This window comes from Zoogloea sp. GW822-FHT05C07, from assembly GCF_058800215.1.
On the sequence record NZ_CM179510.1, the window covers coordinates 2,568,059 to 2,583,320 of the forward strand.

The 15,262-nt window shown below is 65.1% G+C and carries 14 protein-coding genes; 10 read left to right on the top strand and 4 right to left on the bottom strand.

The window, feature by feature from the left end; genetic code table 11:
* Window positions 1-2: 2 nt before the first annotated feature.
* Window positions 3-1,397 carry an AdeC/AdeK/OprM family multidrug efflux complex outer membrane factor gene (gene adeC, locus AC3QL2_RS12080; protein WP_493235982.1) on the top strand — a complete coding sequence of 465 codons (1,395 nt, stop codon included), beginning with the start codon at window positions 3-5 and terminating at the stop codon, window positions 1,395-1,397.
* Between the two features lie 21 nt (window positions 1,398-1,418).
* Here the strand turns inward: adeC and AC3QL2_RS12085 are convergent, their stop codons facing one another.
* Window positions 1,419-2,789 (bottom strand): amidase, encoded by a 1,371-nt coding sequence (locus AC3QL2_RS12085; RefSeq protein WP_493235981.1) that lies wholly within the window; start codon window positions 2,787-2,789, stop codon window positions 1,419-1,421.
* A gap of 349 nt (window positions 2,790-3,138) precedes the next feature.
* Between AC3QL2_RS12085 and AC3QL2_RS12090 the strand changes: the two genes are divergently transcribed.
* From AC3QL2_RS12090 to AC3QL2_RS12120, 7 genes are read left to right on the top strand one after another with little or no spacing between them, the layout of a single operon-like run.
* Window positions 3,139-3,906, top strand: coding sequence for a GntR family transcriptional regulator (locus tag AC3QL2_RS12090; RefSeq protein WP_493235980.1), 768 nt, complete (start codon window positions 3,139-3,141; stop codon window positions 3,904-3,906).
* A gap of 3 nt (window positions 3,907-3,909) precedes the next feature.
* The gene (locus tag AC3QL2_RS12095) at window positions 3,910-5,667 is read left to right on the top strand and encodes a fumarate reductase/succinate dehydrogenase flavoprotein subunit (protein WP_493235979.1); all 1,758 of its coding nucleotides are present in this window, start codon (window positions 3,910-3,912) and stop codon (window positions 5,665-5,667) included.
* Between the two features lie 15 nt (window positions 5,668-5,682).
* Window positions 5,683-5,928: a 4Fe-4S dicluster domain-containing protein gene (locus AC3QL2_RS12100; protein WP_079436527.1), complete on the top strand. Its 246-nt coding sequence runs from the start codon at window positions 5,683-5,685 to the stop codon at window positions 5,926-5,928.
* A 24-nt stretch (window positions 5,929-5,952) separates the two neighbouring features.
* Window positions 5,953-7,368, top strand: coding sequence for an ABC transporter substrate-binding protein (locus tag AC3QL2_RS12105; RefSeq protein ID WP_493235978.1), 1,416 nt, complete (start codon window positions 5,953-5,955; stop codon window positions 7,366-7,368).
* The gene (locus tag AC3QL2_RS12110) at window positions 7,365-8,159 is read left to right on the top strand and encodes an ABC transporter permease (protein ID WP_493235977.1); all 795 of its coding nucleotides are present in this window, start codon (window positions 7,365-7,367) and stop codon (window positions 8,157-8,159) included. The genes AC3QL2_RS12105 and AC3QL2_RS12110 overlap by 4 nt, the downstream gene beginning before the upstream one ends.
* Window positions 8,156-9,040: an ABC transporter ATP-binding protein gene (locus AC3QL2_RS12115; protein ID WP_493235976.1), complete on the top strand. Its 885-nt coding sequence runs from the start codon at window positions 8,156-8,158 to the stop codon at window positions 9,038-9,040. The genes AC3QL2_RS12110 and AC3QL2_RS12115 overlap by 4 nt, the downstream gene beginning before the upstream one ends.
* 19 nt (window positions 9,041-9,059) lie before the next feature.
* The gene (locus AC3QL2_RS12120) at window positions 9,060-10,043 is read left to right on the top strand and encodes a HEAT repeat domain-containing protein (protein WP_493235975.1); all 984 of its coding nucleotides are present in this window, start codon (window positions 9,060-9,062) and stop codon (window positions 10,041-10,043) included.
* Between the two features lie 17 nt (window positions 10,044-10,060).
* Here the strand turns inward: AC3QL2_RS12120 and AC3QL2_RS12125 are convergent, their stop codons facing one another.
* Window positions 10,061-10,489, bottom strand: coding sequence for a winged helix-turn-helix transcriptional regulator (locus AC3QL2_RS12125; RefSeq protein WP_493235974.1), 429 nt, complete (start codon window positions 10,487-10,489; stop codon window positions 10,061-10,063).
* Window positions 10,490-10,580: 91 nt separating this feature from the next.
* Here AC3QL2_RS12125 and AC3QL2_RS12130 point away from each other — a divergent pair, with 91 nt between their 5' ends.
* Complete coding sequence (locus AC3QL2_RS12130) at window positions 10,581-11,432, top strand: SDR family oxidoreductase (protein ID WP_493235973.1); 852 nt, start codon at window positions 10,581-10,583, stop codon at window positions 11,430-11,432.
* 129 nt (window positions 11,433-11,561) lie between these two features.
* Window positions 11,562-12,167, top strand: a complete 606-nt coding sequence (gstA, locus tag AC3QL2_RS12135; RefSeq protein ID WP_493235972.1) for a glutathione transferase GstA — start codon at window positions 11,562-11,564, stop codon at window positions 12,165-12,167.
* 204 nt (window positions 12,168-12,371) lie between these two features.
* On the opposite strand, the gene AC3QL2_RS12140 is transcribed toward gstA, so the two are convergent.
* Window positions 12,372-12,968 carry a hypothetical protein gene (locus AC3QL2_RS12140; protein WP_493235971.1) on the bottom strand — a complete coding sequence of 199 codons (597 nt, stop codon included), beginning with the start codon at window positions 12,966-12,968 and terminating at the stop codon, window positions 12,372-12,374.
* A gap of 437 nt (window positions 12,969-13,405) precedes the next feature.
* Window positions 13,406-15,097, bottom strand: a complete 1,692-nt coding sequence (locus AC3QL2_RS12145; RefSeq protein WP_493235970.1) for an AIPR family protein — start codon at window positions 15,095-15,097, stop codon at window positions 13,406-13,408.
* Window positions 15,098-15,262: the final 165 nt, after the last annotated feature.

Here is a 15,262-nt window from a genome sequence, read left to right on the forward strand (position 1 = left end):
GCATGACTCTTCTCGCCGCGGCGCTGGCCTCCGCCGTGCTGGCCGGCTGCGCCACGCTGGCGCCCGACTACGCGACGCCGGCCGCGCCGGTGCCGCAGCAATGGCCGGCCGACGCGGGGGTTGCGGCTTCAGCCGCCGCCGCGGCCGACATCGGCTGGCAGGATTTCTTCACCGATGCCCGCCTGCGCCAGCTCATCGCGCTGGCCCTGGACAACAACCGGGACCTCCGCGTCGCCGCCCTCAACATCGAGAAGGCCCGCGCCCAGTACCAGATCCAGCGCGCCGACCTGTTCCCCACCGTGCAGGCGACGGCCGGCGGCACCGGCCAGCGCACGCCGGCCAGCCTGTCCACCACCGGCCAGGCGATGACCACCCACCAGTACACCGCCGGCCTCGGCTTCGCGTCCTACGAGCTGGACTTCTTCGGTCGCATCCGCAGCCTCAAGGACCAGGCCCTGTACCAGTTCCTCGGCACCGAGGAAGCCCGGCGCAGCGCGCAGATCAGCCTGGTGGCCGAGGTCGCCAGCGCCTACCTGACGCTGGTCGCCGACAACGAGCGCCTGAAGCTGGCCGAGGAAACCCGGGTCAGCCAGCAAAGCTCCTACGACCTCACCAAGCGCCGCTTCGAGCTGGGCAGCGCGTCGGAGCTGGACCTGCGCCAGGCCCAGACCAGCGTCGATTCGGCGCGGGTGGACGTGGCCCGTTACACCGGCCAGCTGGCCCAGGACCGCAACGCGCTGGCGCTGCTGATCGGCGGGCCGCTGCCCGACGAGCTGGCTCAGCCGGGCGATCTGGGCAGCGTCTCGGCGCTGACCGGCGTGCCCGACGGCGTGCCGGCGGACGTGCTGCAGCGGCGCCCCGACGTGCTGCAGGCGGAACGCACGCTGCAGGCCGCCAACGCCAACATCGGCGCGGCGCGGGCGGCCTACTTCCCGAGCATCACGCTGACCGCCAAGGGTGGCGTCGCCAGCAGCCAGCTGTCCGACCTGTTCAAGGGCGGCGCCGGTGCGTGGAGCTTCGCGCCGCAGATCACCCTGCCGATCTTCGACGCCGGGCGGATCAGCGCCAACCTCAAGGTTGCCGAGGCGGACCGGGCGATCGGCCTGGCCCAGTACGAAAAGGCCGTGCAGACCGCCTTCCGCGAAGCCGCCGATGCCTTGTCGCTGCGCACCCCGCTGGAAGGCCAGCTGGCCGCCCAGCAATCCCTTGTGGACGCCACCGCGGCCAGCTACCGGCTGTCCAAGGCGCGCTTCGACAAGGGCGTGGACAGCTACCTGGCGGTGCTCGACTCCCAGCGCGCCCAGTACAGCGCCGAGCAGAGCCTGATCACCGTCCGGCTGGCCGGGCTGAGCAATCAGGTCACGCTGTACAAGGTGCTCGGCGGCGGGGCGAAGTAAGCGCCGGCCCCACGCCTTGCGTCACAGCAGGGCGCTTAGGTGCAGGATCGGGAAGGCCTGGAGGCGCTCCAGCGCCCGGGCCGCCCGCAGTACGCGCAGGTCGGCGAACTGTGGCCCGACGATGTGCAGCGCCACCGGCAGGCCGTTGCTGTCGATGCCCGCCGGCACCGCTGCAGCCGGTTGCTGGGTGAGGTTGAACGGGGACAGGAAGGGCGCCGACGGCGCCGTGCCGATCCGCGGCACCGGTTGCGAGGTGACCGGCGTGACCAGCAGGTCGTAGCGCTGGTGGAAGCGGCGCAGGCTGGCCCCCAGCGCCGCACGCGCCTGGTGGGTCGCCACCACGTCGGCCAGGCTGTGCTGCTCCGCCTTTTCGACCGACTCCCGGATCGCCGGATCCACCAGCGCCAGCCCGGCCGCGCCGATGTCCCGGCGCAGGCGCACGGCCCGCTCGGCGGCCAGCGCATCGAGGATGGGCGCCGGGTTTTCGAAGCCCGGATCCACCGCCTCGACGATGGCGCCCAGGTCCGCCAGCCGTGCCACCGCCCGATCCACCACCGCGGCGATGCCCGCATCCACTTTCAGATAGCCCAGCGTGCGGCTGTAGGCGATGCGCAGGCCCTTGATGCCCTGGTCGAGGCCGGCCGTCCAGTCGCCGATGTCCTTCGGCAGGCTGCTCCAGTCGCGCACGTCCGGTGCCGCGATCACGTTGAGCAGCAGTGCCGCGTCGGTGACGTTGCGGGTCAGCGGGCCGATGTGGAACAGGCTGCCGTTGTGGGCGGCCGGATAACCCGCGACCCGCCCGTAGGTGGGCTTGAAGCCGAACACCCCGTTCACCGCCGCCGGCTGGCGGATCGAACCACCGCCGTCGGTGCCGACCTGCAGCGGCCCCAGGCCCAGCGCCGCGGCCACCGCCGCGCCGCCACTGCTGCCGCCGCTGGCGTACTGGCGGTCCCAGGCGTTCGGCGTGATGCCGGCCAGCTTCGTCTCGGTGAGGCCCTTCCAGCCGAACTCGGCGGTCTGCGTCTTGCCGAGGATCACCGCGCCGCTCTCGCGCAGCCGTGCCGCCGCCGGCGAATCCTCGCCGGCCGGCGTGTCGGGCGTGGCGAGGCTGCCTTTGCGGGTCGGAAAACCGCTCACGTTGAGCAGATCCTTCAAGGCGACCGGAATGCCGTCCAGCCCGCCGAGGGGCTTCTGGCGCTGCCAGCGCGTCTCCGAGGCGCGGGCCTGGACCAGCGCGAATTCCGCATCGACCGCCCGGTAGGCGTTGTAGTGGGGCTGCAGGCTGTCGATGCGGGCCAGCACCGCGCGGGTCACTTCGACGGGCGACAGCTTGCGGCTGCGGTAAAGGCCGAGCAGGGCATGGGCGCTGAGTTGGGTCAGGTCGGTGGGCATCGGGGCGTCTCGCGGTCGGAAGGGAATGACGGCGCTGCGGCGCAAGTTCCATGCCCTGGGGATACGCGCGCGGCACGGCATCCGATTTCTCCCGTGTTCTGAAGGGTTTGGCGTGCTGGCCGCAATTCCCGACGGGAAGGACCGGCGCCGTCCGCTGCGTGGAAACCAGCACGCCGCTGATGCGCCGCCAGCATCGCGCCGACAGGCCTGGCGGACGCATTGATTCCGCATATCAGGAAATCCGCAGCGAATGCCTTTTCTCAAGCGTGCATATCGTTCGCATTTCTTTTCAGTTCCGGCTTTTGATTCAAATCAATAAATTGGCCTCAGCTTGTTATGACGAGTTGAGATGTCCTCCACCGAACTGCAAACCTCCCGGCCGGAATTCGCCGATATGCCGCTCTATCGGCAGATCAGCAAGGCACTGCGCCTGCGCATCCTCGACGGCGACTGGCCGGCAGGCACCCGCCTGCCGTCCGAGAGCGAACTGGGCGCCCAGTTCGACGCCAGCCGCATCACCGTGCGTCAGGCTATCGGCGCGCTGCAGCAGGAAGGCCTGATCTACACCCGGCAGGGCAGCGGCAGCTTCGTCAGCCGGCCCAAGGCCTTCCAGAACGTGAGCCGCCTGCAGGGCTTCGCCGAGCAGATGGGTAGCCACGGCCACGAGGTGCGCAACCGCCTGCTGAGCCTCGCCGAGGTGGCTGCCGACGCGCGGGTGGCGGCCCGCCTCGGCGTGGCGGAGGGCGCGACGGTCATCGAGATTCGCCGCCTGCGCCTGCTCGACCGGGAGCCGGTGTCGGTCGAGCTGACCTGGCTGCAGCGGGACCTGGGCCTGCAGGTGGCGCGGGCCGACCTGGAGGGCCGCGACATCTTCGTCATTCTCGAGAACGACTGCGGCGTGCCGCTGGGCCAGGCCGAACTGGCCCTGGACGCAGTGGCTGCCGACACCGAGCTGGCCAGCCGGCTCAACGTGGCCCGGGGGGCGCCGCTGCTGCGCGTCGAGCGCCTGACCCACGACCACGCCGGCCGTCCCGTGGATTACGAGTTCCTGTACTTCCGCGGCGACACCTTCCAATACCGATTCAAGGTGGATCGCGATCCATCCTCTGCGGAGTGAGTTATGCCCAACGACATTAAGGTCATCGAAAGCGAATACGACGTGGTAGTGGTCGGCGGTGGAACCGCCGGCCCGATGGCTGCCATCAAGGCCAGGGAGCGCAACCCCGGCGTGCGCGTGCTGCTGATCGACAAGGCCCACGTGAAGCGCAGCGGGGCGATCTCGATGGGCATGGACGGCCTCAACAACGCCGTCGTGCCGGGCTATGCGACGCCCGAGCAGTACACCAAGGAAATCACCATCGCCAACGACGGCATCGTCAACCAGGCCACGGTGTATGCCTACGCCAAACACAGCTTCGCCACCATCGAGCAGCTCGACCGCTGGGGCGTGAAGTTCGAGAAGGACGCCAACGGCGACTACGCGATGCGCAAGGTGCACCACATGGGCACCTACGTGCTGCCGATGCCGGAAGGCCACGACGTGAAGAAGGTGCTCTACCGCCAGCTCAAGCGGGCGCGCGTCGAGATCACCAACCGCATCGTCGCCACCCGCCTGCTCACCGCTGCCGACGGCAGCGTCAACGGCGTGATGGGCTTCGACTCGCGCACCGCCGAATTCCACGTGATCCGCGCCAAGGCGGTGGTGCTGGCCTGCGGCGCCGCCGGGCGGCTGGGCCTGCCGGCTTCCGGCTACCTGATGGGCACCTACGAGAACCCCACCAACGCCGGCGACGGCTACGCCATGGCCTACCACGCGGGGGCCGAGCTGGCCAACCTGGAGTGCTACCAGATCAACCCGCTGATCAAGGACTACAACGGCCCGGCCTGCGCCTACGTGACCGGTCCGCTGGGCGGCTACACCGCCAACAACCGCGGTGAGCGCTTCATCGAGTGCGACTACTGGAGCGGCCAGATGATGCTGGAGTTCTACCAGGAACTGCAGAGCGGCAACGGCCCAGTGTTCCTCAAGCTCGACCACCTGGCCGAGGAGACCATCCAGACCATCGAGACCATCCTGCACGGCAACGAGCGGCCGAGCCGCGGGCAGTTCCACGCCGGCCGCGGCACGGACTACCGCCACCGGATGGTCGAGATGCACATCTCGGAGATCGGCTTCTGCAGCGGCCACAGCGCTTCCGGCGTGTATGTGAACGAGCGCGCCGAAACCACGGTGCCGGGCCTCTACTCGGCTGGCGACATGGCCGCGGTGCCGCACAACTACATGCTCGGCGCCTTCGTCTATGGCTGGTTCGCCGGTGTCAATGCGGCCGAGCGCGCCGCCGCCATCGACTTCGCACCCATCGACGCGGAGCAGGTCGAGCGGGAGAAGGCGCGCATCTTCGCGCCGCTGCTGCGCGAGCACGGCCTGCCGCCGCTGCAGGTGGAATACAAGCTGCGCCGCTTCGTGAACGACTACCTGCAGCCCCCCAAGGTGACCCGCAAGTACGAGATCGCGCTGGAGCGCTTCGCCGAGATCCGCGAAGACCTGCAGCAGCTCAAGGCGGCGGACGCCCACGAGCTGATGCGCTGCGCCGAAGTGGCGGCGATCCTCGACTGCGCCGAGATGGCCGCCCGCGCCTCCCTGTTCCGCACCGAGAGCCGCTGGGGCCTGTACCACCTGCGCGTCGACCACCCCGAGCGCAACGACGCCGAGTGGTTCTGCCACGCCCACCTGAAGAAGGGCGCCGATGGCCGCATGAGCCACCTCAAGCGCCCGGTCGAGCCCTACATCGTGCCCATTGCCGAGCAGGAAAAGGACGCCTACGACCGCCTGCGCCTGAACCCGACGACGGCCGCCCGGGCCGTCGCCACCGCCTGATTTCCGGAGATACCCATGGCTTTCCAACCCCGAAGCATCGCCCAGTACAGCGAAGCGGCGGTCACCGTAGACCTGGACAAATGCATCGCCCACAAGGGCTGCACGGTGTGCATCGACGTGTGCCCGATGGACATCCTCGACATCGATCCCGCCACCGGCAAGGCCTACATGAAGCGGGACGAGTGCTGGTACTGCCTGCCGTGCCAGAAGGACTGCCCGACTGGCGCGATCCAGGTCGCGATTCCCTACTTGCTGCGCTAACCCCAACCGACGGACGACCCATTCATGCGATTTTCGACCCTGACCAAGACTGCCGCCGCGGCGCTTGCCGCGATGACCGTGAGCCTGGCCGCCCACGCCGAGACCCTGCGCGTGGCGATCGGCACCCAGGACACCACCATCAACTGCGCCACCGGCGGCCTGCTGATCCGCGAGCTCAAGCTGCTCGACAAATACCTGCCGAAGGACGGCAAGTACAAGGACGTGCAGTACGACATCCAGTGGAAGAACTTCACCTCCGGCGCACCGCTGACCAACGAGATGGTGGCCGACAAGCTGGACATCGGCACGATGGCCGACTTCCCCGGCTCGGCCAACGGCGCGGCCTTCCAGAAGGCCGGCAAGAAGAGCCTGTTCATCACCGTGCTGTCCGGCAGCACCGAGGGCAGCGGCAACGGCGTGGTGGTGCCGAAGGATTCCACCGTCACCTCCCTCGCCGAGCTGCGCGGCAAGACCATTTCGGTGCCCTTCGCATCCGCCGCCCACGGCATGTTGCTGCGCGCGCTGAAGAGCCAGAAGATCGACCCGGAGAAGGACGTCAACATCGTTACCCAGGCGCCGGAAGTCGCCGGCCCCGCGCTGCAGGCCGGCAAGATCGACGCCCACGCCGACTTCGTGCCCTTCGCCGAGCTGTTCCCCTACCGCGGCTTCGCCCGCAAGATCTACGACGGCGTGCAGTCGTCCACGCCGACCTTCCACGGTTCGCTGGTGAATGCCGAGTTCGCCAAAAAGTACCCGGAAGTGGTGGTGGCCTTCCTGCGCGCGGCCATCGAGGCCGACCGCCTGTTTGCCAGCGACCCCGAGAAATACAGCGAGCTGATCGAGAAGGTGACCGGCATCGAGGCGCCGGTGAGCTACCTCTTCCACGGCCCCCTCGGCCTGCAGACCCGCGACTTCACGTGGAAGCCCGAGTACCGCCAGGCCCTCAAGACCTCCATCGACACGCTGCACCTGATGCGCCGCATCGACGTGACGCTGGACCCGGCCACCTTCGTGGATGACCAGTACATCCGCGCCGCCTTCAAGCAGGCCGGCCTCAACTACGACGCCCGCCTGAAGAACTACGACAAACTGCCCCTCAAGGCCAACGACGCGCTGACCGGCAAGCCGATCACCGACTTCAAGCGCCTGGCCGGGCTGTGGGTGGCCGGCGAGCCCAAGGTGCGCCACTACGCCAGCATCGGCAACGCCTTCCAGGATCTGCGCCGCCTGGAGCAGTCCGGCAAAAGCGTGCGTGCGGTGTATGTGCATGACCTGATCCACCACATCAAGCTGCTGGCGCCGACGGCCTGGTTCGCCCGCGACGCCCAAGGCGAGGTGAGCGCCTTCCTGCAGAAGGATGCGGCGGTGGCCTACGCCTCGGCCAACAAGGGCCAGCTGCTCGACTTCGCCGCCCTCAAGGCCGCCGGGGGCGGCCGGTGAGCGCGTCCGATCGCCCTTCGGCGGGGCGGCGCCTGCTGCCCGTGCTGTCGCTGCTGGCCTGCGTGGCGCTGTGGCACCTGGCCGCGTCCCGGCACCTGAACCTGGGCTTGGTGACCTTCCAGAACGTGCCGCAGCCGCTGGAAGTGCTCGATGCCGCGTGGGCCCTGCTGCAGTCGCCGAAGCTCCAGTACCACCTGGGCAGCAGCCTCAGCCGGGTCCTGTCGGGATTCGTGCTGGCGGCCGTCGCCGGGGTCGGGCTGGGACTGGCGATCGGGCGTTTCCGCTGGGTCCGGGAGACGCTGATGCCGCCCCTCGAGGTGGCCCGGCCGATCCCGGCCGTGGCCTGGATCCCCTTGTCGATCCTGATGTTCCCGTCCTCGGAGGGCAGCATGATCTTCATCACCTTCGTCGGCGCGCTGTTCCCGATCCTGCTCAACACCATCCACGGCGTGCACGGCGTCGACCCGCGCCTCATCGCCTCGGCGCGCAGCCTCGGCACGCGCCGCTGGGGCATCTTCCTGCGGGTGATCCTGCCGGCCGCTGCGCCGTCGGTGCTCACCGGGCTCAGCATCGGCATGGGCACCTGCTGGTTCTGCCTCGTCACCGCCGAGATGATTTCCGGGCAGTACGGCATCGGCTACTACACCTGGGAGTCCTACACCGTCCAGAACTACGCCAACATCATCGTCGGGATGCTGCTGATCGGCCTGCTCGGCATGGGCAGCAGTGCCCTGCTGCACCGCGCCGGGCAGGCCCTGATGCCCTGGTACCGCCCCGGAGGCCGCGCATGAACGCCGTACTGAAACTGTCCGATCTGTCCCCGGCGCAGCCCGCCACCGGCAGCCTCGAGATCGAGCGGGTGTCCGTTGAGCTGGGCAGCGGCGCGGCGCGCTTCACCGCCCTCGACGACGTGTCGGTGCACATCCGGCCCGGCGAGTTCGTGTGCCTGCTGGGGCCGTCCGGCTGCGGCAAGTCCACGCTGCTGGGCGGGCTGGCCGGCCACCTGGCGCCATCCAGCGGACGCCTGCTGCTCGACGGCCAGCCCATCGCCGGGCCCGGCCCGGAGCGCGGCCTGGTGTTCCAGCACCACACCCTGTTCCCGTGGCTGACGGTGCTCGACAACGTCGCCTACGGCCTGCGCATGCGCGGCGTGCCGCGTGCCGAACGCCGCGCCCAGGCCCTGACCTGGCTCGCCGAGGTGGGCCTGGAGGGCTTCGAGAACAGCTACCCCAACGCCCTCTCCGGCGGCATGCAGCAGCGCGTGGAGATCGCCCGCGTGCTGATCAACCAGCCCCGCGTGCTGCTGATGGACGAGCCCTTCGGCGCCCTCGACGCGCTGACCCGCCTGAAGATGCAGGAGCTGCTGCTGGCCCTGTGGGCCAAGCGCCGCATGACCGTGGTGTTCGTCACCCACGACATCGACGAAGCCCTGTTCATGGCCGACCGCATCCTGGTGATGAGCGCCCGCCCGGGACGGGTGGTCGAAGAGATCCACGTGCCGGCGGAGCGCCCGCGCACCGCCGAATGGCTGACCGGCCCGAGCTTCATCGAACACAAGCGCCACTGCCTGTCCCTGCTGCGGGACTCCGCGCCGGCCGTGCCGCTGGCGCGGCTGTCGCCCCTCAGCGAGCCGTCGGGCGACGCGGCGGACGCCACCGCCTATTCCGATTGACCCCTTGAAACCGATTCCCATGACTGTGCCCCTTCTCTCCGCCGACGACGCCGACCTGGCGGCCCTGCTGCCGCGCCTGCAGTCCGATGACGCCACGGTGCGCCGCCTGGCCCTGATCGAACTGGCCGAACTCGAAAACGAGGACCACGCGCCGTGGCTGGCCGCCGCGCTGGCCGACCCCGATGCCGTGGTCCGCGCCGAAGCCGCCGACCGCCTCGCCTACTGGGAAAGCCCGCAGACCGTCACGGCGCTGCTCGGTGCGCTGGAGGATGCCGCCGAGCCGGTGCGCCACGCCGCCGCCCACAGCTTGGCCGAGATCCGCCTGCCGGACAGCGGCCGCCTGCTGCTGCCGGCCTTGTCCAGTGCCAGCGCCTTTGTGCGGGCCAGCGTGCTGCGCGCCGTGCGCGAGCTGCGCCTGGCGGAAAGCTGCACACCGGCGCTGGCCGCCGCCGAGGCACCGGAGGCCGAGGTCCGCCGCGAGGCGGTGGGCGTGCTCGGCTGGCTCAAGCGCCGCGAGGCACTGCCGGCGCTGACCCGCCTGGCCGGGCACGATGCCGACCCCGAGGTGCGCCGCGCCGCCGTCGGTGCTCTCGGCCTGGCGCCGGACGCCAGCGTGCTGCCGGGCCTGCTCGGCGCGCTCAAGGACGAGGTCTGGCAGGTGCGCGAAGAGGCCGCGACGACCCTCGGCAAGCTCAAGTTGGCCGAGGCCGTCGATGCGCTGATCGCCGCGCTGGAGGACGACTACTGGCAGGTCCGCCTGCGCGCCGCCCGCACCCTCGGCCGCCTGCAGGACGAACGGGCGGTGCCGGCGCTGGCCGGCTCGGCGCTGGTCCATTCGTCCGCCAACCTGCGCAAGGAAACCGCGCTGGCCCTCGGCGAGATCGGCGCCGCCAGCGCCCTGGCTGCGCTGGAGCAGGCCCAGCAGGATTCCGACCCCGACGTGCGCAAGGCCGCCCGTCTGGCCATCGGCCAGATCCAGCTGCGCATCGGCGCGGCGGGCTGACGCGACCCGCCGTCGGTTCAGGCCGCCACGCCTTCTTCCTGGCCTGCCCGCGCCTGCTGGGCGGCCAGGATTTCCGGCAGGTTCAGCTCGATCCAGTCGGCCAGCGCCTCGACCTTGCGGCCGATCTGCTCGCCCAGCGGCGTCAGCGTGTATTCCACGTGGGGCGGCACCACCGGGTAGGAGACCCGCGCGAGGAAGCCGTCGCTCTCCAGTTGCTGCAGCGTCTGCGCCAGCATCTTCTCGCTGATCCCGTTCACCTTGCGGCGCAGGTCGCTGAAGCGGTGTGTGCCGCCGAGCAGGCCGACCAGCAGCAGCACGCCCCAGCGGCTGGTCACGTGCTTCAGCACCTCGCGGGACGGACACTTCTCGGCGAACACATCGCCGCGCCGCATCATCTCGGCCAGGGTCGGGCGCTCTTCGGCTCCGTCGTCATGGTCTGCATTCATGATTGCACTTACCTTCAGGTGCGTACTTACTAAAAGTTAGTCAGGCGGATATTCTGCCGCTTCCTCTCTCCCAGATAAAGGAAGTCGCATCATGATCGTCGTTACCGGCGCCTCCGGCCAGCTCGGCCGCCTCGTCATCGAGAACCTGCTGCAAACCGTTCCCGCCGCCCAGATCGTCGCTGCCGTGCGCACGCCGGCCAAGGTGGCCGACCTCGCCGCGCGTGGCGTGCAGGTCCGCGAGGCCGACTACAACCGGCCGGAAACCCTCGACGCCGCCTTTGCCGGCGCCGACAAGCTGCTGCTGATCTCCTCCAGCGAAGTCGGCAGCCGCCTGCCCCAGCACCGCGCGGTGATCGACGCCGCCAAGCGCGCCAAGGTCGGCCTCATCGCCTACACCAGCCTGCTGCGCGCCGACACCACGCCGCTGCCGCTGGGCGCCGAGCACAAGGCCACCGAACAGCTCATCGTTGAAGCCGGCCTGCCGGCGGTCATCCTGCGCAACGGTTGGTACACCGAGAACTACCTGGCCAGCATCCCGCCTGCGCTGCAATACGGCGTGGTGCTCGGCAGCGCCGGCGAAGGGCGCATCGCCTCCGCCGCCCGTGCCGACTACGCCGCCGCCGCGGCCGCCGTCCTCACCCGCGACGGGCAGGCCGGCAAGGTCTATGAACTGGCCGGCGACGAGTCCTACACGCTGGCCGAGCTGGCCGCCGAGATCGCCCGCCAGTCCGGCAAGGCGGTGGCCTACCAGAACCTGCCCGAAGCCGACTTCAAGGCCGCGCTGCTCGGCGCCGGCCTGCCGGAAGGCCTCGCCGCGCTGCTGGCCGAGTCCGACATCGGCGCCTCCAAGGGCGGCCTGTTCGACGACAGCCACCAGCTCAGCCAGCTGATCGGCCACCCCACCGCCGGTCTGGCGGCGCTGGTCAAGGCCGCCCTGCAATAAGCATCTGCAAGACAGCCTGATCCGCTGCTATCTTTGCCACTGGCCGGCTGAGCGCCTTATCCGCGCCCAGCCGGCCAGTTCCTGTTCCAGACCACAAGAACCGCGCCCCGCGCGCACCAAGGAGACTACGTGAAGCTCTATTTCAAACCCGGCGCCTGTTCCCTGTCCCCGCACATCGCCCTCGAAGAAGCCGGCCTCAAGTACGAGTCCGAAAGCGTCGATCTCGCCACCAAGGTCACCAGCAGCGGCGCCAACTACCTCGAAGTCAATCCCAAGGGCTACGTGCCCGCGCTGGTCCTCGACTCCGGCGAAGTCCTCACCGAAGGCCCGGCCATCGTCCAGTACATCGCCGACCTCGCCCCGGAAAAGAAGCTCGCGCCCCCCAACGGCAGCATCGAGCGCTACTGCCTGCAAAGCTGGCTCAACTTCATCGCCACCGAAATCCACAAGTCGGTGACCGCCTTCTTCCACCCGCTGAGCAAGGACGACTGGAAAGCCGCCGCCAAGCTCAACCTGGAACGCCGCCTCGGCCACGTGAACCAGCACCTCGCCGACAAGCCCTACCTGCTCGGCAACGACTTCAGCGTCGCCGACGGCTACCTGTTCACCACGTTGGGCTGGATGAAAGTCATCAACTTCGACCTCAGCCCCTATCCGAACCTGATCGCGTTCCAGGAACGCGCAGCCGCGCGGCCTGCCGTGCAGGCGGCGTTGAAGGCGGAAGGGTTGATTTGATGTAAAAAGCCGGCGCGAAAGCGCCGGCTTTTTGGGGAAATTGCGGGTTCTCGGCCGCTACTGCCATCCGTTGCCAGATCCTCAACTGACAGTTCCCGACCCAAGGCTGCATTTGAGCTTTAAAGAAAGCGGTCGTTCAACGTTGAAGCGGAGCCGCGAGCGGCGGCTGGCCGATGCGAATCGGCTCGAGCGACCTGCTAGCCCTCAAGGCGTCAGGCGCAGATATAACGGGCACCCGAGAATTACGATCACATAAGCCCCAAAGACCCAACGCGGCTTTGTAAATTTGGTGGCAAGTAGCGGCTCAGCTCTGCGAACGTAAACGTTGAGTAGAGCAACTATGAAGCACATGGCTGTAAGCAAAAGATATAGAACCGTAAACAACGCCCAGTTCGTCCACGAACCAGTTGAACGGCAGCCGACAAGTCCGATTACAAACAACGTGGACACCAACGCTCCCAGAGTCCAGAGGGTCATGTCACCTGCCAGCCGCCTAAAAACACCACCTACCCGCCCCAAGCCGGCATCTCGGCCCCAAAATTTGGGAGACATTTGCTCTAGGTCCTTAAACATCATCGCGATAAGTCCCAAGAAGATAGCCGCCGTTCCAATGATGTTCGCCACGCGAAAGACGGAGTTTGACTGACGCTTCAAATACTCATTTGCTGACTGAGCGTCAATAGCCAATGAGTAGTAAGCCCCGAGTGACGCAATGACCACCCAAAACGCAGATCTGAATAGTAAGTCTCTCCAGAGGTTATCTTTCAGCCAGTCGTCAAATGCTGTCTTCTCGGTTGCCATGTTGAGTGCTGTTGGGGTTGGTTTTTAAGGGTTGACTTAATTTTATAGCGACATTTTTACCGCATAGCATCGAAATGCTTGACAAGATGTTCTGAAAGTTGATTTTTAAAATCACAAACTACACGCAATCCAAAATAAAACGACAGGAAAAGCAGTAACCGACGGCATTGTGGGGTGACCACGATCCATGTGTGGGGTAGGAGGAGAGGATACCGCTAGACCCGGATAGCGGCTGTCTGGATCGGGCGACTCCTAGTCGATAGTCGTCACTCTAGTGCATCAACATGAAATCTACTCCGGCGGAGGTCCAGTCGCTGATACTAGGGCTCTTCCTCGGCCAAAGCAGTCGCTCCGTCCTCGGTCGCCAAACTACCGCTATCGACCCAAAGCGGAATTTCCAGGTTTGAATAAACGGACATTAAGACGACACATGCGTCTCACTTTGCGATAGACAGATTTTTACAAAGGGCACTAATTGGCTCAGCCTTCTTCCGCATTACATCTTTGGAGTATTGTGCAACCAACCTCGCTGAGATCTTCTTGCACCAGGCCGGGCTCTTAAGCTCATTCTTGTAGTCAAATGACTCTGTGTCCTCGACGACAATTTCAGCATTTAAATCGACAGCAAGCGATTTCGCTAGGCTTTCAAAGAGCTCGACTAATTCTGACAGCCGTCCAGAAGAGAAAACCCCCTTCATGTTCTTTAGCATTGCTACGCCCGCCGGGTCAGTTCGGATGAGACTGACTACTGCATAGGCCAAGAAGTATTTCGTGAGATTGTAGTAGGCGAAATGTTTGTCATCGATCGCGTCAAGCGCCATTTCCACTGATTTGAAGCACTCCCAGTATCCTAGAATTCTTGAGCCGCTGACATCAGGCCTGCCGAAGATATCTGAGTGAAGGTCATCCATCACCTTGTATTTCTGGTGACAGCTCCATGGCTGCGCGAGATCCATTGCGAGCAGGATCAGGCCTGCTTGCTCGTTTGATATAACTGACTTGCCTTTGTTGTCCTCACCTTGCTTAATCTCATATGAAATAGCGTCATTGCTGATGGCACTAACTTCCGCCTTTAGTCGTTGCTGAATATTGTGGTTGGATTTCAAATCGCGTGCTTTGATCGCGTTTTGGTTATTACTGTTCGTAGTAATCCGCTGAGAAAGAGCGGTGTCCCCTTTTGTTTCAATTAGCTTAACTAATATCTTAAGATCCTCTGTGATCTTCGATTTTTCAGCCATTAGTGATGTGAGACTTTGTGCGCCATTTACTACTACGTAGTCCTCGACTTCGATCCGTTCCTCTGTTTCGGAAACAATTTTCTTGCAGAGTACGTTTATTCCGTTGTGATATAGCGGAAAGTTCTTGTGCTCCCCCTTCTCCCTTATGCTTTGTCTTAGCCCTTTGTTGACTTTGGTGTTGCCCAGGGCCAATCGGACGTTCTGTTCGAAAAGACGACCATCCGCGATCCCGTTCATTTTGAGGAGGTTGAGGGCTGGTGCTAAAAACAGCCGAGCAGCCGCGCCGCCAGCATCATATTTGATGACGTCAGAGTCAGAAACATCGAAGTAGTAGCTTTCTTTGATACCACCATCCACGACTAAATCAACGTAATCATTGACTATTGCAACAGCATCATAGAGTTCGATTTTTGGCAGTTTGGCGATAATTGCTTCTGCATCTTTATTTGCCTTCGCATTGCTTATGAATACACCGTGCACCTCATACCCGCTGCCCACCTTTGCAGCAAGGCTCGTTCTCAAAATGGTCTGCTTCAGCGTATCGCTCTTCGTTTCGAGGAGAATTTCGTCAATCTTCTCTTTGCTATCGAATTGTCCGAGGGTTCCGTAAAATTCCTTAATTTCGGTATCGCCAAACTCAGCGTTGTCCTTAGTCTTTGTTTTAGCTTGTATGATGAATACGGTCTCAGAGAGATCATCAACATAGATGGCGTCCACGCCCTTGTCGTGCTTGGAATCTACGCAGGCATCATCGGCAGTTATTTCTTCCAATCGATATATATTTTCTAAGAACCATCTGATGAATCGACCAGAGAAGTCGGGGGCCCGCTTTTCATAGGGTTTGAGTTCATGCTCGGAGAAAGCGTTGTGGTTGAGATCTGTAACTTTCATTTTCCTTCCTTTTTCGAGTTCCCTTTTGGCGTTTTAGAAATGACTTTAGGATTATAAAATGCTATTCGACTTTATGTTTTAATCATGCGGACAGTCCGCGCCGTCTGCTATAGGTCTAGCAGTATGAAAGGCGGTTATTGGTCGGGGGCCGTCTGTCCGAATCCT

Excerpts from the sequence above, each read along its gene's own strand:
- adeC (WP_493235982.1), top strand. The coding sequence starts at position 3 with ATGACTCTTCTCGCCGCGGCGCTGGCCTCCGCCGTGCTGGCCGGCTGC.
- AC3QL2_RS12085 (WP_493235981.1), bottom strand. The coding sequence starts at position 2,789 with ATGCCCACCGACCTGACCCAACTCAGCGCCCATGCCCTGCTCGGCCTT.
- AC3QL2_RS12090 (WP_493235980.1), top strand. The coding sequence starts at position 3,139 with ATGTCCTCCACCGAACTGCAAACCTCCCGGCCGGAATTCGCCGATATG.
- AC3QL2_RS12095 (WP_493235979.1), top strand. The coding sequence starts at position 3,910 with ATGCCCAACGACATTAAGGTCATCGAAAGCGAATACGACGTGGTAGTG.
- AC3QL2_RS12100 (WP_079436527.1), top strand. The coding sequence starts at position 5,683 with ATGGCTTTCCAACCCCGAAGCATCGCCCAGTACAGCGAAGCGGCGGTC.
- AC3QL2_RS12105 (WP_493235978.1), top strand. The coding sequence starts at position 5,953 with ATGCGATTTTCGACCCTGACCAAGACTGCCGCCGCGGCGCTTGCCGCG.
- AC3QL2_RS12115 (WP_493235976.1), top strand. The coding sequence starts at position 8,156 with ATGAACGCCGTACTGAAACTGTCCGATCTGTCCCCGGCGCAGCCCGCC.
- AC3QL2_RS12120 (WP_493235975.1), top strand. The coding sequence starts at position 9,060 with ATGACTGTGCCCCTTCTCTCCGCCGACGACGCCGACCTGGCGGCCCTG.
- AC3QL2_RS12125 (WP_493235974.1), bottom strand. The coding sequence starts at position 10,489 with ATGAATGCAGACCATGACGACGGAGCCGAAGAGCGCCCGACCCTGGCC.
- AC3QL2_RS12130 (WP_493235973.1), top strand. The coding sequence starts at position 10,581 with ATGATCGTCGTTACCGGCGCCTCCGGCCAGCTCGGCCGCCTCGTCATC.
- AC3QL2_RS12140 (WP_493235971.1), bottom strand. The coding sequence starts at position 12,968 with ATGGCAACCGAGAAGACAGCATTTGACGACTGGCTGAAAGATAACCTC.
- AC3QL2_RS12145 (WP_493235970.1), bottom strand. The coding sequence starts at position 15,097 with ATGAAAGTTACAGATCTCAACCACAACGCTTTCTCCGAGCATGAACTC.